General features: G+C 60.9%; 13 protein-coding genes. 8 read left to right on the top strand and 5 right to left on the bottom strand.

Annotation, left to right across the window (positions count from 1 at the left end; translation table 11 throughout):
- Window positions 1-4: 4 nt before the first annotated feature.
- The 3 genes from KOL70_RS13150 to KOL70_RS13160 all read left to right on the top strand — a co-directional run bounded on the left by KOL70_RS13150 (window position 5) and on the right by KOL70_RS13160 (window position 1,814).
- Window positions 5-1,009 (top strand): glycosyl hydrolase family 8, encoded by a 1,005-nt coding sequence (locus KOL70_RS13150; RefSeq protein ID WP_031279620.1) that lies wholly within the window; start codon window positions 5-7, stop codon window positions 1,007-1,009.
- 222 nt (window positions 1,010-1,231) lie between these two features.
- Window positions 1,232-1,531, top strand: coding sequence for a BrnT family toxin (locus tag KOL70_RS13155; RefSeq protein WP_058771045.1), 300 nt, complete (start codon window positions 1,232-1,234; stop codon window positions 1,529-1,531).
- Window positions 1,512-1,814, top strand: coding sequence for a BrnA antitoxin family protein (locus KOL70_RS13160; protein ID WP_058775497.1), 303 nt, complete (start codon window positions 1,512-1,514; stop codon window positions 1,812-1,814). Before KOL70_RS13155 ends, KOL70_RS13160 begins: the two co-directional genes overlap by 20 nt.
- Window positions 1,815-1,819: 5 nt before the next feature.
- On the opposite strand, the gene bcsC is transcribed toward KOL70_RS13160, so the two are convergent.
- Genes bcsC through bcsR form a run of 5 tightly spaced genes read right to left on the bottom strand, consistent with a single transcriptional unit; the run spans window position 1,820 to window position 11,034 of the window.
- Window positions 1,820-5,200 (bottom strand): cellulose synthase complex outer membrane protein BcsC, encoded by a 3,381-nt coding sequence (gene bcsC, locus KOL70_RS13165; protein WP_215480768.1) that lies wholly within the window; start codon window positions 5,198-5,200, stop codon window positions 1,820-1,822.
- Window positions 5,193-7,490, bottom strand: a complete 2,298-nt coding sequence (bcsB, locus tag KOL70_RS13170; RefSeq protein WP_371824658.1) for a cellulose biosynthesis cyclic di-GMP-binding regulatory protein BcsB — start codon at window positions 7,488-7,490, stop codon at window positions 5,193-5,195. The genes bcsC and bcsB overlap by 8 nt, the downstream gene beginning before the upstream one ends.
- A gap of 15 nt (window positions 7,491-7,505) precedes the next feature.
- The gene (gene bcsA, locus KOL70_RS13175) at window positions 7,506-10,112 is read right to left on the bottom strand and encodes a UDP-forming cellulose synthase catalytic subunit (protein WP_215480770.1); all 2,607 of its coding nucleotides are present in this window, start codon (window positions 10,110-10,112) and stop codon (window positions 7,506-7,508) included.
- Window positions 10,109-10,840 carry a cellulose biosynthesis protein BcsQ gene (bcsQ, locus tag KOL70_RS13180; protein WP_021507006.1) on the bottom strand — a complete coding sequence of 244 codons (732 nt, stop codon included), beginning with the start codon at window positions 10,838-10,840 and terminating at the stop codon, window positions 10,109-10,111. The genes bcsA and bcsQ overlap by 4 nt, the downstream gene beginning before the upstream one ends.
- Complete coding sequence (gene bcsR / locus KOL70_RS13185) at window positions 10,840-11,034, bottom strand: cellulose biosynthesis protein BcsR (RefSeq protein ID WP_021507005.1); 195 nt, start codon at window positions 11,032-11,034, stop codon at window positions 10,840-10,842. Before bcsR ends, bcsQ begins: the two co-directional genes overlap by 1 nt.
- Window positions 11,035-11,232: 198 nt before the next feature.
- On the opposite strand from bcsR, the gene bcsE reads away from it, so the two are divergent.
- From bcsE to KOL70_RS13210, 5 genes are all read left to right on the top strand, one after another.
- A complete protein-coding gene (gene bcsE, locus KOL70_RS13190) occupies window positions 11,233-12,777 on the top strand; it encodes a cellulose biosynthesis protein BcsE (RefSeq protein ID WP_215480771.1) in 1,545 nt (514 codons plus the stop codon).
- Window positions 12,774-12,962: a cellulose biosynthesis protein BcsF gene (bcsF, locus tag KOL70_RS13195; protein WP_010617915.1), complete on the top strand. Its 189-nt coding sequence runs from the start codon at window positions 12,774-12,776 to the stop codon at window positions 12,960-12,962. The genes bcsE and bcsF overlap by 4 nt, the downstream gene beginning before the upstream one ends.
- Window positions 12,955-14,592 (top strand): cellulose biosynthesis protein BcsG, encoded by a 1,638-nt coding sequence (bcsG, locus tag KOL70_RS13200; protein ID WP_104189219.1) that lies wholly within the window; start codon window positions 12,955-12,957, stop codon window positions 14,590-14,592. Before bcsF ends, bcsG begins: the two co-directional genes overlap by 8 nt.
- Window positions 14,593-14,796: 204 nt before the next feature.
- The gene (gene hmsP, locus KOL70_RS13205; protein ID WP_021507002.1) at window positions 14,797-16,809 is read left to right on the top strand and encodes a biofilm formation regulator HmsP; all 2,013 of its coding nucleotides are present in this window, start codon (window positions 14,797-14,799) and stop codon (window positions 16,807-16,809) included.
- Window positions 16,810-17,041: 232 nt separating this feature from the next.
- Window positions 17,042-18,322: a dicarboxylate/amino acid:cation symporter gene (locus KOL70_RS13210; protein WP_031279619.1), complete on the top strand. Its 1,281-nt coding sequence runs from the start codon at window positions 17,042-17,044 to the stop codon at window positions 18,320-18,322.
- Window positions 18,323-18,440 lie beyond the last annotated feature (118 nt).

An 18,440-nucleotide genomic window follows, 5' to 3' on the forward strand; every position in this document is an offset into this window, starting at 1 on the left:
TGTGATGAGAGTGATGCGGTTCTGGCGTCAGTGGATGCTGTGTTTCATGGTGATATTTTTCAGTGCTCAGGCGGCCGCCGATGGCTGGAGCAGTTACAAAAGCCGCTTTATGAGCAGCGACGGCCGCATCAGCGATACGGCCAACAACAACGTCAGCCACACCGAAGGTCAGGGCTACGGCATGCTGCTGGCGGTGGCGTATAACGATCGCGCCACCTTTGATTTGCTGTGGCAGTGGACGCGTACCCATCTGCGCAATCCGCAGAATGACCTGTTCTACTGGCGCTATACGCCGGGCGCAGCCGATCCCATCGCCGATAAGAATGATGCCTCGGACGGGGATGTGCTGATCGCCTGGGCGCTGCAGCGCGCGGCACAGAAGTGGGGCGGTGATTATCAGCAGGCGTCGGATCGCATTCAGCGCGCGGTCATCAAGCTAACGGTGATCGACTACGCCGGCCGCAAGGTGATGTTGCCGGGCGCGCAGGGCTTCAATAAAACCAGCTATGTGGTGCTTAACCCTTCCTATTTCCTGTTCGCCGCATGGCAGGAGTTTGCGCAGCACAGCCATCTGCGCGTGTGGAACACGCTGATTGATGATGGCCTTGCGCTGCTGGGCGACATGCAGTTTGGCAAAACCGGCCTGCCGCTGGACTGGGTGGCGCTGAACGCCGATGGCTCCGTCGCGCCGGCGGTCGGCTATTCCAACCGCTTCAGCTATGACGCGATTCGTATTCCGCTGAATATCTGGTGGTACGATCCGCAAAGCCTGCGGCTGGTGCCCTTCCAGCGCGTCTGGCAGGGCTACGCGCGCGACACCACGCCAGCGTGGTTTGATGTGCTGGCCAATACCCCGGCACCTTACAATATGGAAGGTGGCCTGACCGCGGTGCGCGACCTGACGCTCAACCAAACCGGCTACCTCAGCGACCGCCTGGCGCCGGAGCAAAACTATTTCTCCGCCAGCCTGCAACTGCTGACCTGGCTGGCTTATCAGGAGAAGCGATAGCCTCTCTGTGCCGGACGGAATCAACCTTCCGTCCGGCCGATCACCATCAGGCCCGCCCGCCTGGCTTCAAACCCTGTTCCACCGTTTCACTCGATTCCAGACCTGTCTGTATTTCATTTCATTCCTGTACTGACCGCGCAGCTATTGCGCCCGATCAACACCATCAGCGCGTACTACACGCAATTTGTCATGCTAAAATGTATAGACAAAAGTGTATGATAAATGCAAACGGAACCGGAGTTTGAGTGGGATACCACCAAGGCGGAAACAAATTTCCGCAAGCATGGTATCCGCTTTGAAGTTGCAGCCCGCGTGTTTGAGGATCCTTTCCACCTGTCGGTGCAGGATCGTTATGAAAATGGGGAATATCGCTGGCAAACCATTGGTAATGTTATGGGGCATGTGGTCATTCTGGTGGCCCATACGGTGCGCTTCGAAACAGATGTTGAGCGAATAAGGATTATCAGCGCACGCCATGCAACGCGTATTGAGAGGAGGCGCTATGAGCAAAGTCAGGTTTAAACGCAGTGAATTACCGCCGCTCACCGATAAGCAACAGGCGGAGCTGGATGCTTTGAGCCGGAAACAGGACAGCGACATCCAGTGTGATGATATTGCGCCGTTAGACGACAGTTTCTGGCAGGCTGCCGAACGGGGGCGTTTTTACCGCCCGGTAAAAACCCAGGCTTCGATCAGAATCGATGCGGATATTCTTGAGTGGTTAAAGGCGCCTGGCAAAGGTTACCAGACGCGCCTCAACGCGATCCTGCGAGCCGCGATGCTAAGAGAACTGCAGGGTAAATAGTGTGCTTATTTAAAATCCGCATACGGTTCCAGTGGCTGTGGTGGCATATCCATGTCGCCGTTCCAGCCGGCCATTGAGTAGCGCACATACAGCAGCCCGTGGCTTGGGGTGTAATCTTTCGCCTGCTGAATGTCCATGGCCAAACCCAGCGACCAGTGCGGCGTGATGCGCCGTTCTATCAACGCCTGCACGGTATAGCCGAAACCGCGTCCGGAACTGCTGTCCGATGACGGATTGCTGGCCAGCGTAAAGCCTGGATTCACCGGGTAGCGCGCCTGAGCGTCGGTGGTTGACTGTGACCACGACACCGAACCGCCGAGTTCATACGACCAGTTTTCCGTGCGCTGACGCCAGGTCAGCGGCACCGCCAGCGAGAAGTAGCGCTGCGGGCTGTAATAGCCGCCCTGGCCAAAGGTGTAGTCGCTCAAATCTTTCTGATAGTGCCACAGCATACTGTTCAGGCCGATGGTGGCGCGCTGGTTGTCGCTATTGATCAGCTTATAGTAATAGCCTGCCATCAGCCGTTCGCGGCTGTTGTCCGCCACGTTTTCACCGCTGATTTGATGGGCGCTGAGATCGGCCCACACCCCGTGCGCGCCGCCCCGATCGTAGCTCAGGCCGATGCCGCCGCCGGTCGCGACGACGCCGCCCCAGTTTTTGCCGCCGTTAGTGGCCGGATCGCGCGCGCCGGCGTAAGCCAGCAGCGAACTGGAGATCGGGCGACGTGAAGCGGTAAAAGTCACCCCGAGATCGTCGATGTCAGTTTTCCAGCTTACGCCGCCGACCCAGTTAGTGACGGTAAAACCGAGCGGCGTGGTGCCGATATCGGCTGACCAGCGATCGTTGTGCCAGCCGACGCCCAGCGCGGTGCCTTCGTCCCGCTGGGTGAAATCGCGCCGGCAGCCCCCGGCGTTGGCATCGTTACAGCTGCCGAACTGTTCACTGTGGCTGCCATCAGTGGTGGAAAATGTTCCGGCAGACACCTGTACGTGATCGACGCGCACAAAGCTGCGGCCATCGGCCAGCGGGGTTTCCGCCTGCAGCATGGTGGTATGGGCGGTAAAGTCAGAGGTGCCTCCGTTGCCCTTATCGCGCGAGTAGTCCTGTTCCAGCGTCACAGTGGTGTCCTGCTGGCGATACAGGTCAGCGGCGTCGCTGCGAATGCTGCGCTTCAGCCAGTCGTCCTGGGCCTGCGTGCGCGTCAGCCGGGTATAGCGGGCGTTATCGTCTGGCAGCGCAGGCGTGATGCCGCTGGCGACCATCGCCGCGCGGTAATCCTGCTGTGCCAGCGCGGGCTGGCGCTGCTGTCTCTCCAGCCGCGCGGCATCACGCAGCACCAGCGCTTTTTCCTGTGACGGCGCGACAGCAGCGGCGCGGGTTTTCAGCGCGCTGAACAGCTGCTGCGCTTTGAGGAGATCGCCGCTGTTTTGCCAGGCGAGTGCCACGCGCCGGCCGCTGTTCAGGCTCTGCTGCGCCACGCTGTCCGGCAGGCTGTGCAGCGCTGCGCGCGCTTCGGTGGTGCGCTGCAGCACCAGCAGCGCCTCGATGCGGCCGATCGCGGCATCGTTGTTGCTGGCGTCCTGCTGCAGCACCTGCTGATAACCGGCCAGCGCTGTTGTGGCATCGCCCCGCTCCAGCGCCCAGTCGGCCAGCGTAATGTCGCGGCGCGGCGAGGCCGGCTGCTGTTGCAGCAAGCGGATGGCGGCGGCTTCATCACCGCGGGCGCGTAGCTCCCCGGCACGTCCGAACGCCTGGTTTTGCGCCAGGCGGTCCGCCAGTTCATGCATGTTACTGTCCCAGCGGGCGGTGGGTAAACGGTGCAGCGTGGCCAGCGCGGCGGCATCGTCGTCGCCGGATGACTGCCACAGTGCCGTGGCATACAGCGCGGCTGGCTGCTGCGGCTGCTGGCGCACCATCGCGGCCATTACCGCCGCGCCTGCCTGGTTGTCACCGCTGCTGCGTAGCGCATTGGCCAGCCGCCAGGCCAGCCAGACATCATCCGGTCGCGCCTGAGCCGCCTCACGGTATTTCGCTACCGCCTGCGGCCATTGCTGCTGCTGCGCCAGCGTGTCTGCGTCGGCCAGCAGGCTCTCAATACGTAAATTGCTCAGGCGCTGCTGCGCCGTGCCGTTGCTGCGGTCAAGGCGCAGCGCCTGCTGCCAGTACTGCCGGGCTAACGCGCTGTTTTTACGCGCCTGCGCCACATCGCCGAGGCCGATGAGCGCCCAGCTGTCATTGCTGTCGATGGCCTGCGCGCTGCGGTACTGCCGCTCAGCGCCGGATAAATCCCCCTGCTTCAGCGCCGCGTCGCCGCTGTCGATAGCCAGCCAGTAACGATTGGTCTGTAACAGGGACTGCCACTTGCCGATTTGCGTGCTGGCCTGGCCCGCCTGAATCGCTTTCTGTAGCCAGCTGATGGCGGCGGCGCGGTGACCGGCACGCGCCTGCGCCTGGCCCATGGCACCGAGCAGTTCGGCGTCGTCCGGATTGGCCTTCAGCGCCGCCTGTAATGCGCCGATAGCCGCCGCGCCGCCGCCAGCCTCGACCAGCGCCAGGCCGCGCATGCGCTGGCGGAAGGCCGGATCGGCCAGCATTTTTTGCTGACGCGCCAGCTCATCCGCTCCGCGCTGTTGCGCATCGCCGCTGGTGAACACCTGCAGATACTGCTGCAGGCTGGCAACGCTGCGCTCGCTTACCGGCTGGTTCTGGATCTGCTGCAGCCACAGTTCGGACGCGGCATCGCGGCCGCCGTCGCGGTTGGCCAGCTGACGCAGCTGGGTCACCGCCTGATCCGGCTGATTATTATCAAACGCCATGCGCGCCAGCTGTAGCTCGACGCCGATATTGCCCGGATAACGCTGCTCCAGCGCCTGCAACTGACGCCAGGCGAGCGGCTGCTGGCCTGGCAGGCGCGCCACCAGTCGCCAGTACTCCAGTTCGGTGTTTACATCGGGAAAGACGCCGTGAAATAGCGCATCCCACGCTGCTTTGGCCTCCGGCAGCCGTCCGGCGGTGGCCAGCAGCCGCGCCTGCTGCAGCTGCTGACGCCCTTCGGGGCTCATCAGGCGCAAACCTGCCGCAGATTCACGCGTGGCGGCGTCATCCGGCGCAGCCTTTTGCAGCGCATCGAACAGCTGCTGCGCTTTGGCCTGATCGCCCTGACGCAGCGCCATACGAATGCGCGCCGCCAGCACCTGCGGGTTATCCGGATCGATTTTTTCCAGCCGGTACAGCGACTGCTGCACCAAATCGTATTTGTTGGTGGATTCGCCGGTACGAATCTGCATCAGCAGCCACGCTACCGGCGCCACCTGCGGACCGGGCGCGGCCGCCACGCTGCCGGCCAGCGCACTGGCGATCAGCAGCGCAAGCGGTAACTTATTCATCGTCATCCAGCTCAGTCAGGCGACGACGGCTCACCATGCGCATCAGGCGCCAGGCCATCAGGGCGAACAGGATCACCACCAGCACGGCACACACGGCCAGCCATACCGGATGGGTGGCCAGCAAATTCCACAGCCGCTCCCACCACGGCAGATGCCCTACAAAGTAGGTATCGCCCACGCGCACGCTGTTGACGCCGGACTCCCGGACGATGCTGACGGAACCGAACATCGCCGCGCGTTTGCCGCTGTCGCGCAGCGCTGCATTCAGCAAATCCCAGCCGCGCGGGCTGTCAGCCAGCAGCGCCACCACGCTGCGCTGATCGTGGAACGGCGACTGGAAGCCAACCAGGGCGCCGAGCGGACCGCGCGAACTGATGCCGGTCTGGCTTTCGGCGGTGCGCTCGCTGGCTGACAGTGGCACGTTGGGCGCGCTGCCCGGGCGCGATGGCATGTTGAGGGTACTGCGCGTGCGATCCACCAGCAGATTGATCGCCGTCTCCGCCTGCAGATCCGGCGGAATGCTGCCGATCAGCAGCAGATCGGCATCGTGGTCTTTGGCGTTGCGCCAGTCATCGCTCATTTGCACGCGCAGTGCCGGATAGCCGGTCTGGGCGCCGATCGCCCCCAGCGCGTCAAGCAGCGTACTGACTTCGCCGCTCTCCGGTTTTGCCGGCACCAGCACCAGGGTTTGCGCCAGATCGGCGAAGCGGCTGAACGGGAAGCCAGCGCTGGCAAACGCGCCGAGCGAAGGCATTTCGATGTAGTGACGATAGCCGGAGAAATCGATGCTGGAGCGATCGTCGATCACCGCATGATGCGCGACGGGGGTGACGGTTTCACAGCGGCCATCGGCAGTGCCGCCGATAAAGGTATTGGCGTAGTCAAAATCAAAGCGCAGCTGGTTCACCACACCGAGACGCAGTGCCGGAATGGTCAGCTGACGGCTGTTGTCCTGCAGGCCCTGCATCAGCGGAATGCGCATCAGCTGCTGGCCCGCGCCATCTTTACTGGTCAGCGGATAATCCTGCATGAACTGGTTATTGAGATGCACCGCCAGCCGTGAGCCGTCCTGCTGCACCGGTGAGGTGTAGCGATAGATCAGGTCCATATCAATGCCGCGTGCGCGCACCAGGAACAGATCCGGCGGCAGGTTGAGCGTCAGGCTAATCGGGTTGGGTTGCAGGCCATCAGCCTGCAGCTGGTTCTGATACTGCGTCAGTTCACCAAAGGTGGTGCGGCGATCGGTGCGTACCCAGTTTGGCGCATCGTATGGCTGGCGCGGGGCCAGCAGTTTCACGCTGTCGATGGTGGCGCGCTCGCCGCGCAGCAGCAGTTCACCCTGCGCAATGCCCTCTACTGCAGTGATCAGATCGTTATCGTCGCGGCCGAGAATCAGCAGCATCTTCTGATAGGGATTGTCCGGCTGGCTGACCATTTCCACGGTGGGTTTGTCCACCGGCGGCAGCGTTTGCAGGAAGTCAGGCCGGCGATCGTTAGTGGCGAACACCACCGCGTGCTGTCCTTCCGGCAGCTGGTTATACAGCACCGGGAAGGACTGGCCGCGCCACTGCGCCTGGCTACCGAACCACGAGGCCAGCAGGCCTGCCGCACGCTGTTGCTGCACATCCGGCTGGCCGCTGAACACCATCGGCAGCTGCAGCGGCCGATTGTCGCGCGCGTCAAAGAATGGCTCCGGGAAATGGGAGAGATCGTTTTTCAGCGGCAGCTTCTGCAGCGTCAGGTCCAGTTTGCTCGCTTTACCGATATCCAGCCAGATGGTGCTGTTGGCCGGATTTTCACACACGTTGGCGTAATGGCCGACCAGTTCCAGGCGGATGCGGTTAAAGTCGCTAATGTAGCGCGGGTCGATCGCCAGCTGCGTCTGGTTCTCTTTGCCGAGCTGATCGGCGGTGACGGTGACCAGTCCCACCAGTTCATCGTTGAGATACACCTTGAGCTGCGACTGCGTCGGCAGCAGCGCCGGCGAAGGCCGGTAGTTGAGCGTCAGCAGCGCGCGCGTGACCACTTCGTCGCTGCGCACGCCGAACTCAATCTGGCTGGTGGGGACGGTGCCGCGCAGCGTCATGCTACCCGGCGGCGGTGCCACCTGGGTAAACAGCAGCTGGCTATCGCGCAACGGGGCGCTGGCATCGAGCGGTTGGTTCACGTCGGACAGCGGCACAGAGGTTGCCGCAGGCGGTGCAGCAGGAAGCGCCGCCGGAAGTGCCGCCTGCGCCAGCGACGCCGTGCCCAGCAGCAGGGCGGTGAACCAACTCAGTTTTCTCGTCATGGTCATATCATCAGCTTAGGTAAAATCAGTGTTGAGCGTTGCCGGTCGCGGACGGACGTTATGCGGCAACAGCGTTGCCAGCCAGTGCAGTCCGGCGGTCAGGCCACGGAACAGGCGGCGCAGCGGTGCCGGACCATACTCCGCCAGCCGCAAATAGCCTTTGAAGCCGAGCAGCATAATGTCCGCCAGGCTCTGCACCGGTTTATCCTCCGGAAAACCGTCCTGCCACAGCGCCCAGGTATCGGCGCGCGCAAAGGTGCACTGAATAAATTCGATGTGCTGGCGGGTGGAGAGCTGGTGCAGGCGGATACCCGCGCGGCGGCCAAATACGCGCTGTACCTGGCACGGGAAGCTGAACTCCTGCTGTCCGCGCCGCAGCAGCAGCGAGACGCTTTCGTTCTCGCGCAGTGCATCCGGCTCGCGCAGTTCGACGCCCACGCCGCCGTCAGAGTAGTCGCGCAGCGTGCACGGCAGCATATGACCATCGGCGCGTGCCAGCGCCGCCGGCATGGCGATCTCCACGCGGTGCGCTTCACGGATTTGACGCGCTTCCACCGACACCGCCACCGCGCCGCCGAGAATAATCATGTTGTAAACCACCCACACCAGACTGACCCAGATGGTGAGCAGCTCATTGGCCGGGCCGTGCGCCATGCGCCAGAAGCCCATGCCGATACCGGCAATGTTCAGCAGCACCAGCAGCATATAGGGTTTGGTGATCACCCAGTCGAGATGGCGCTCTTCTACCAGGCCCCCTTTGGCGGTCACGTTGAATTTGCCTTTGTGCGGATTAAACAGCGCGACGGTGGTGGGGCGGGCGATGTACCAGGCGAGCACGGTTTCATACACCTCGCTCCAGAACGAGTGGCGCCAGCGCCCCTGGATGCGCGAGTTGGTCAGGCTGGTATGCACCATGTGCGGCAGCACGTAGATGGCGATGGCCAGCGCGGGCGCATAGATGATGTAGGCATGGCACAGCAGAAACGCCAGCGGCGCCAGCAGAAAGATCAGCCGGGGAATACCGGCAAGAAAGTGCAGCATGGCGTTGGCGTAACACAGTCGCTGTACCAGCTTCAGCCCTTTGCCAAACAGCGGATTATCGAGACGGAAGATCTGCACCATGCCGCGCGCCCAGCGGATGCGCTGGCCAATATGCGCTGACAGACTTTCGGTCGCCAGCCCGGCGGCCTGTGGAATGCGGATGTAGGCTGAGGTGTATCCGCGGCGGTGCAGTCGCAGCGAGGTGTGCGCATCTTCGGTAACGGTCTCTACCGCGATGCCGCCAATCTCATCCAGCGCGCTGCGGCGCAGCACTGCGCAGGAGCCGCAGAAAAAGGCGGCATCCCAGGTGTCGTTACCATCCTGCACCAGACCGTAAAACAGCGAGCCTTCATTCGGCGTCTGGCGGAAGCGGCCGAGGTTGCGCTCAAACGGGTCCGGTGAGAAGAAGTGGTGCGGCGTCTGCAGCATGCCCAGCCGGTGATCTTTCAGGAACCAGCCCATGGTGAGCTGCAGGAACGAGCGCGTCGGCACGTGGTCGCAGTCAAAAATCGCCACGTATTCGCTGCGGCAGGTGGTTTTCAGCGCATGGTTGATGTTGCCGGCCTTGGCGTGTTCGTGGCTGGGCCGCACCACGTAATTGACGCCCACGCTGGCGGCAAACTCGCGGAACTCCTCGCGCGTGCCGTCATCAAGAATATAGATGTTGAGTTTATCCTGCGGCCAGTCGATGCCCAGCGCAGCATAGATGGTGGGTTTGACCACGCTGAGCGGCTCGTTGTAGGTCGGCACCAGAATATCGACGCTGGGCCAGCTGGCGATCTCCGGCGGCATGGAGACCGGCTGGCGGTTGAGCGGCCACAGCGTCTGGAAATAGCCCAGCACCAGTACCGTCCACGCGTAGGTTTCCGCGCCAATCAGCAGCAGGCCAAACGTCAGGCTGAGCGGATCGTCCCAGTTAAGGGTTTCCGTATAGCGCCACCACAGATAGCGGCAGGAGATGGTGAGCGACAGCACAATCAGCATGATGGTCACCAGCCGGCCCGGCATACGGCGTACCAGCATGGCCAGCGCCCACAGCAGCAGCACAAACACAAACTGCGTGGTGATATCAAACGGCTGCGAGATGCACAGCAGCGCCAGCAGGCTGGCAGCGATCGCCACTACGATGAACAGCAGCTGACGCACGCGCCGTGGCAGGCGCTGCAGCCAGCGTTCGCTGCGCTGCGGCACGCCGCTGTGCTCCAGCCGCGCCGGCAGCTGCGCCAGCCATTGATACAGCTGCTGGCGCCAGCGGAACAGCGAGCCAAAGGCGTTAAAACGTTTACGCTCGCTGCGCGCGCTGCCGTCCAGCGGCAGCATGATAAGCAGCCACAGGCTCTGGAGTGCATAGCGCACGATATCGAGCGGACGCGGGCGCAGCGGAGAGATATGCGGGAAGTAGCGCTGACGCTGCTGCAGCACGCGCCGCCACGCCGGCGTTTCCAGCCGCAGCAGCGACCACGCGAGCACGCACCACAGCAGATGCAGCGCGACCGTTAACCGCCCGGCGCCGTGCTGACGCGCCAGGTGCGCGCGCTGCTGCAATGCCTGCGGCACCAGCAGCCAGCGCAGCGCATTCATGCGCCACCTCCGGCGACATGCAGCAGCAGCCAGTTGGCCAGCGTATTGATCTCTTCGCTGGCCAGCGCATGCGGACGCCAGGCGCCCACCGGCTGTTTCATCATCAGCGCTTCCGCCAGCGCTTCATCGCGATGAATCACCTGTGGAATCAGGTTTTTAAGCGAGCGCAGCCACAGCTGATGCAGATCCTGCTGCAGCTGGCTATTGGCGTTGAACTGGTTAATCAGAAACAGCGTCTGCGGCGAAAAGTGCGCGCGGTGCAGGCGCAGCTGGCAGTTGGCATCCAGCGTTAACAGCTGAAGCAGCCGATCGGCGGCCGGGATGAACGCCTGCTGCCACGGCAGCAGATCCGCCGGAAGGTCGAAAATAATCCACTGATAGCGCTGTTTCAGGGCCGGCAAAGCCTTAAGCAGCGGTTGTGCAATTTCCGCTGTCGCTGCGTTTAAGGATAAGGTCTGCTGATGCGTGAGCGTGCCAGACGGCAGAAAATCCAGCCCCGGCTGATAGCGCAGCGCGCTGTGCTGCCACGGCTGGTTATCCAGCTGTGCACGCAGCCAGCCGTGCGGCGTGTCGAGCGGCAGATTAAAGTGGGCCGCCAGTTGGTTGGCTGGCGAAAGGTCGATAAGCAGCACCGACTGCTGCAGCGCGTTTAGCGCCCAACCCAGCGCGGCACTGAGTGCCGTCGCGCCACACCCGCCACGCAGCCCCTGTAAGGCGAGAACCGGCATTAGCGTGGTGACTCCGGTCCCTGCGTGCATTCCTGCAACAACGGCCAGCGCGACAGCAGCTGTTGCAGACGCGCTTCACGGGCAATATCAATATAGCGAAACGCCTTCAGTGAAAAGGCGTCACTCAGGGCGTTAATATCATCCTGATCTTCGCTGCCGACAGCGATCAGTGAAAAAGCATTTTCAGTTTTCATTACTTTTTTGCCACCAAAGAAACGACAACGGATAAAGAGGGGTGATATTTTTCTTGTCGCGTATAAAACCGCAGCCAGCGATTTCTGACCCGGCAAAGTCAAACAGTCTGGCGCGTGCGCAGCTTTTTTTATTTCAGCAGTTCCAATCGTTGCCGTCTATATTAAACTAGCCTGGATTGTACAGATCGCGACGCTAATATGAAAAATCTTTATACGCTTGGCCTGCAGCAGGTACAACAGGAATTAATCGCCCTGCAGTCGCCGGGATTTTACTGGATAACCTGCCAGCGGCCCGAAGACGCACGAACGCTGTTACGTCAGGTGGTTAGCCAGCAAAAGGCGGCCACGCTGGTGAGCGCGGATGAACCCCCGCAGGCGCTGTTAACGCCCGATCCGCCCGGCGGTCCGGCGCGTATTCCCTTATTTTCGCTGCCTGCCAATAAAGCCAGCCTGCAACATCTGGCCAGCGATATGGCGCGCGTAATGAATAAACGTAGCGGTCTGGTCATGTTTTATAGTCAGGCGGCGCTGTGGAGCAAATTATCCCCGGATGAACTAACCGTGTGGATAAAAGGCTTGCGCCGGGTTCTGTTAAAAAAACAAATGACGCTGCTAATGATCACCTGCGGAACCGCAATTATTCCCCTGCGAAATCATCTGCAGCGTTATTTTCGTCAGCTTGATGGTGTCGCTCATTTAGAATTTCAGCAGGATAGCTGGCAATATCGAATTAACTGGTGGTATTCCGCCGATAAATTGCTGGCCGACCGCGCTATCCGCCTGAACTGTATTGATAATCAGTTTATTGCGCAGGCTGAAGCTGCCGCGTCGCAGCCGCTGAGCCTCAATGATGAAAACCAGTTTCTGGCCCAGCAGGATGTGCTGGAAGGGGCGCCGCCGCTTTCCGCGCAGTGGCAACTGTTCAGCGATAACGAGAGCGTGTATGCGCGCGCGCAGCAGGCCAACGCCGCCACGGTCATCTTTAGCCTGGCCCATAATCAGGATGTACCGACTCTGGCGAGCATGGTCCATGGTTTGCGGCGATCGCGCGGCAACGCGCTGAAAATCGTGGTGCGGGAACTCGGCACCAGCCTGCGCTACAGCGATGAACGTTTGCTGCTGGCGTGCGGCGTTAACAGCATTGTCCCGACGGCGGCGCCGCTGTCGCGCTTGCTGACTGCACTGGAAGGCGTGCAGGGCCAGCAGTTTACCCGCCACGTGCCGGCCGATCTGCCGGCGCTGGTGCAGGCGCTACAGCCGCTGCAGCAGAAAGGCTATTTGCCGCTGGAGCGTTTCTGTGCGGCGGTACAGCAGTTGATGAACAATACGCTGCTGCCGGAAAACGACAAAGGGCTGATGGTGGCGCTGCGCCCGGTGCCGCAGCTGTCGCCGCCGCAGGTACTGACGCTGTGTAAACCGCGTCGTTTTGGCGATTTGGTGACGCTGGTTGACGATCGGCTCTATTTATTCCTCTCTTCCTGTCGCTTTAACGACCTGGACATTGCCCTGAAATCGATATTTTCCCTGCCGCACGACGAGCTGTTCAGCAACCGCATGGTGTGGTTTGCCGACAATCAGATTTTGTCGGAGGTGAATAAAGTGCGGCAGCTGACGCCGGTGGCGCAGTTCGAACCGCTCACGGTACCGGCCGCTGCGCAACCTGCTGCGCCGGCAGCGGCCGCGCCGCGCGGCCCTCAGACGCCGCAGCCGATCATCATCGACCTCGGGGAGCCGCACGTATGACGCTGATGGATGGTGTGCAGGTGGCGATCCTGCTGTTACTGATTTTGCTGTTCCTGAAATCGCTGTGGCGACGCTGGCTGCCGCAGCGCAGCACCAGCCTGCTGATGCGCCTGTTACCTGCCCGCGCCCTCAAATCGGAAGGGCAGTGGCAACGCCAATCGACCAAAACGGATAAACATGGATAACACACCTTCGACGCTGCACGCGGCGCGCTGGCGCGGCCTCGGCGGCTGGAACTTTTACTTTCTGATCAAATTTGGTCTGTTGTGGTACGGCTATCTCAACTTCCATGCACTGAGTAATCTGGTGTTTCTGGCGTGGCTGCTGTTTCCGCTGCCGTCAGCGCGGCTGCATCGTCTGCGCCAGTGGGTTTCGCTGCCGATTGGCTTCGCGCTGTTCTGGCACGATACCTGGCTGCCGGGTCTGAACTCGCTGCTCAGCCAGGGCAGCCAGGTGGCGGGATTCTCGCCGGCCTATCTGCTGGATTTGCTGCAGCGCTTTATTAACTGGGAGATGATCGGCGCGGCCTTTGTGCTGCTGGTGATTTACCTGTTCGTGGCGCAGTGGATTCGCGTCACCGTGCTGGTGTCGCTGGCGCTGATCTGGCTGAACGTGCTGACGCTCGCCGGCCCGGCGGTCAGCCTGCTGCCCAGCAAAGCCGCCGCACCGCCGGTGGCGCTGAACGACAAACCGGCCGCCAGCCCGGCCGCGGCGGGACTCGATCAAAGCGCACCGCCCACCAGCGCCAACCTCACCGCGTGGCTGAATCGCTTTTACGACAGCGAACGCCAGCGCGTCACGCACTTCCCGGATGCGCTGCCCGCCGATTCCCAGCCGTTCGATATTCTGGTGATCAACATCTGTTCGCTGGCGTGGTCGGACATTGATGTGGCGCAGCTGCGCGACCATCCGCTGTGGAAGCACTTTGATATCGTGCTGAACAACTACAACTCTGCCACCGGCTACAGCGGTCCGGCCGGTATTCGCCTGCTGCGTGCCAGCTGCGGCCAGACCTCACACAGTAACCTGTATAAAGCCACCGACCAGCGCTGCTATCTGTTTGATAATCTGGCGAAGCTTGGCTTTAAGCAGCAGCTGATGATGGACCATACCGGCGTGTTCGGTAACTACCTGAAAGAGCTGCGCGAGGACGGCAACATGCAGGCGCCGCTGATGTCGCAGGCCGGGATTGCGCCAGAGCTGACGTCTTTTGATGGTTCGCCGGTGTACAACGACGGGCAGCTGATGCAGCGCTGGCTTGATGACCGCAGCAAAAGCAGCGATGCGCGCAGCGCCACCTTCTACAACCTGATTCCGCTGCACGACGGTACGCGCGAGCTGGGCAGCACCCGCACCGCCGAGTGGCAGCCGCGCGCACGGGTACTGTTCGACCAGCTCGATACCTTCCTGACCAATCTGGAAAAGTCGGGACGCCGGGTGATGGTACTGGTGGTGCCGGAGCACGGTGCGGCACTGCAGGGGGATAAAATGCAGATGTCCGGGCTGCGCGACATTCCGAGCCCGGGCATCACCCACGTGCCGGTTGGCATTAAATTTGTTGGCATGAAAGCGCCGCATCAGGGCCAGCCGCTGACCATCGATACGCCTGTCAGCCTGCTGGCGATTTCCGAGCTGGTGTCGCGGGTGGTGGACGGTCAGGTGTTTAACGCACCGAATGTCAACATGTCGGTGCTGGCGGATAACCTGCCGCAGACGCCGGTGGTGTCGGAAAATGATAACGCCGTCGTGATGATGTATCAGGGCAAACCGTGGATCCGCCTTAACGGCGGCGACTGGGTGGCCTATCCGCAGTAAAACCTGAGCGGCAAACGGTGCGGGCTGGCGCGCACCGTTTTGTCTCTGCGCCGCTAATGGCTGACAAAATGCTGAAACCGCGCGCAAAGCGGGGCAGTTGCGTGATTTTCGCCTTTATCCCGGCGCAAAAAAATGCTGACCTGGGATATACTTGCTGCGCATTCCGGCAACTGTCACGGCCCCCGGCGGCCAGGAGAGGTTTTGTTGCGCGTCAGTCGTTCGTTAACGATAAAGCAGATGGCCACCGTGTCCGCCGTGGCGCTGGTCACCATCTGTATTTTTATCGTCATCCAGTTATTCCATTTTGTGCAGCAGCGCAGGGTGGATTACGCCCAGCAGATGGAGAACGTCGCGCATACCGTGCGTCAGCCGCTGTCCGAAGCGGTGCTCAAAGCCGATATCCCGCAGGCCGAACGCATTCTGAATACCCTTAAGCCGGCGGGCATTCTGTCGCGCGCCGATGTGGTGCTGCCGAACGCCTTCCAGGCGCTGCATGCCGACTTCGCGCCGGAGAAACCGGTGCCGCGCTTTGTCGCCCGGCTGTTCGAACTGCCGGTGCAGATTACGCTGCCGCTCTATTCGGTCGAGCGCAGCGGGCTGCCGAAGCCGATTGCCTATCTGGTGCTGCAGGCTGATTCGTCGCGCGTTTATCAGTTCCTGCTGAGCACGCTGTCCACCATGATCACCACCTATCTGCTGCTGGCGCTGATTCTGTCCGTGGCGATCAGCTGGTGTATCAACCGGCTGATTGTGCATCCGCTGCGTAATATTTCGCGTGAGCTGCAGGAGCTGCCGCCGCCCGCCATTCTCACCCATAAGCTGGCGCTGCCGCACAATCATCGCGACGATGAGATCGGCATGCTGATTCGCAGCTACAACCGCAACCAGCAGGTGCTGGAGTCGATTCACGATGAGATGAGCCGGCTGACCACCCATTTCGCGGTGACCGATTTGCCCAACCGCGCGCTGTTTCTGGCGCTGCTTGATCAGCACATCCGCCATCGCCACAGCCAGCAGCCGTGGGGGCTGATGGTGATCCGCATCGAAACCCTGCAGGAAGCCAATGGCGTCCTGAGCGATGAGCAGCGCGATACGCTGATGCTGACGCTGGTGGAAAAAATCCGCAGTACCATTGATGACCATACGCTGCTGGCACAGACCGGACCGAGTGACTTTGCGCTACTGATGAAGCGTGCGCACAACCCATTTCGCGCCATGCGGCTGGCGCGCAATCTGATGCTACGCATCAACCAGCCGGTGAACCTGTATCAGCTGCAGCTGCGCCCCAACGCAAGCATTGGCCTGGCGCTGCACGATGACAATACCGTGTCCGCAGGCGAACAGCTGGCGCGCGCCACGTCGGCGATGATGTCGGCGCGCCATCAGGGTAAAAACCAGATTCTGTTCTTTGACCCGGCGCTGACCGAGCGGGCGCAGAAGCGCTTAACCCAGGAGCACGACATCCTGCAGGGTCTGCAGGATGGTCAGTTTGCGCTCTATCTGCAGCCGCAAATCAATATGGCCACCGGCGAGCTGGCCGGCGCAGAAGCGCTGCTGCGCATGCGGATGCCGGACGGCAGCTACGGGTTATCCGAAGAGTTCATCGCCAGCGCCGAAGAGATTGGCGTCATCTCCGCGCTCGGCCGCTGGGTATTTGAAGAGGCGTGCCGCATTATCGCTGGCTGGCAGCGCCACGGCATCAATCTGCCGCTCAGCGTGAATATCTCCGCAGTACAGCTGCGCGATGCCAGCGTGGTGAGCCACCTGCAGGGGCTGCTGGAGCGCCACCGCATTGCGCCGGGTAACTTCGTGCTGGAGATCACCGAAACCGCGCAGATTGGCGATGCTGAACAGGCGATGGCGCTGCTGCGCTCGCTGCAGCAAACCGGGGTGGCGGTCGCGCTGGATGATTTCGGCATGGGCTACTCCAACCTCAACTACCTGCATCAGTTCAAAGCGCTGCCGGTTAATAAGCTGAAAATGGATCGCAGTTTTGTCGCCGCGCTGCCGGATGATGACACCATGGTGCGCATCGTGGCGGCAATTGCCGATATCATCCACCTCGACGTGATTGCCGAAGGCGTCGAAACCGCCGAGCAGCGCGACTGGCTGCTGGCGCGCGGAATTACCATCGGGCAGGGCTACTTATATGCTGAAGCCCTGCCGTTATCGGTGTTTAACCAGCGCTGGCTGGCCAGCTCGTCACCGTCTGAATAATCACCTTATTTATTGATTTTCCTTGCAGAATTGCACCGTTATGGGATGCTGAAGCGTTTCAGTTCATAGTTAGAGTTTTGTAACTTTTGTAAGGAATGTAAGGGTATACTAATCCTGTTAACAGAGTGTTATTTTCCTCGCCATCGGTAAGGTCATACGCTTCCAGGCGGCTTGCCGCATGCGTTTCTCCATAACAATGGCGGTGAATGCCGTCTATACCTGGACACCTGTTATGAAACTGTTCAAAAGCCTCTACTTTCAGGTGCTGGTTGCCATCGGCATCGGCGTCCTGTTAGGCCACTACTACCCTGAGTTAGGCGCGCAAATGAAGCCGCTTGGCGATGGCTTCGTTAAGTTGATCAAGATGATCATCGCCCCCGTGATTTTCTGTACGGTGGTGACCGGTATTGCCGGCATGGAGAGCATGAAAGCAGTTGGACGGACCGGCGCAGTGGCGCTGCTCTATTTCGAAATTGTCAGCACTATCGCGCTGATTATCGGTCTGGTGGTGGTCAACGTGATCCAGCCGGGCGCGGGGATGAACGTCGATCCGGCGACGCTGGATGCCAAAGCGGTTGCGGTCTACGCGCAGCAGGCTGAGCAGCAGGGCGTGATTGCCTTCCTGCTGGACGTGATCCCGAACAGCGTGGTCGGTGCCTTCGCCAGCGGTAACATCCTGCAGGTGCTGCTGTTCGCTATCCTGTTTGGCTTTGCGCTGCATCGCCTCGGTAACGCCGGCACCGTGATGTTCAACGTTATCGAGAGCTTCTCGAAGGTGATTTTCGGCGTGATCAACATGATCATGCGTCTGGCACCGATTGGTGCGTTCGGCGCCATGGCGTTCACCATCGGTAAATATGGTGTCGGATCGCTGGTGCAGCTCGGTCAGCTGATTATCTGCTTCTACATCACCTGCGTACTGTTCGTGGTGATTGTGCTGGGCATTATTGCCCGCTGGGCCGGCTTCAACATCTTTAAGTTTGTTGCCTACATCAAAGAAGAGCTGCTGATTGTACTGGGAACGTCTTCGTCCGAGTCGGCGCTGCCGCGCATGCTGGATAAGATGGAGAAACTGGGCTGTAAGAAATCGGTGGTCGGGCTGGTGATTCCAACTGGCTACTCGTTCAACCTCGATGGCACGTCGATTTACCTGACCATGGCGGCGGTGTTTATCGCTCAGGCGACCAACGCCCACATGGATGTCTTCCACCAGATCACGCTGTTAGTGGTGCTGCTGCTATCCTCCAAAGGCGCGGCAGGGGTGACCGGCAGTGGCTTTATCGTGCTGGCGGCTACGCTGTCGGCGGTGGGACATCTGCCGGTGGCCGGTCTGGCGCTGATTCTCGGGATTGACCGCTTCATGTCGGAAGCCCGTGCGCTCACCAACCTGGTGGGTAACGGTGTGGCGACCGTGGTGGTGGCGAAGTGGGTCGGCCAGCTGGATGAAGCGCAGATGAAAGCGACGCTTTCTTCAGCGAAAAAGGTCAATAACGCTTCACAGACCAGCGCGTAACCCTCTATTTGCGTTAATTTGTCGTGAAATGCCCGCTGTCGCTTGCCCTGACAGCGGGCATTTGCATAATAACCCCATTGATTTTTTTCCCGATTTTTTTCCTCGTCGCGCGACATCC

This window comes from Pantoea sp. B270, assembly GCF_018726825.1.
Classification (GTDB): domain Bacteria; phylum Pseudomonadota; class Gammaproteobacteria; order Enterobacterales; family Enterobacteriaceae; genus Pantoea; species Pantoea dispersa.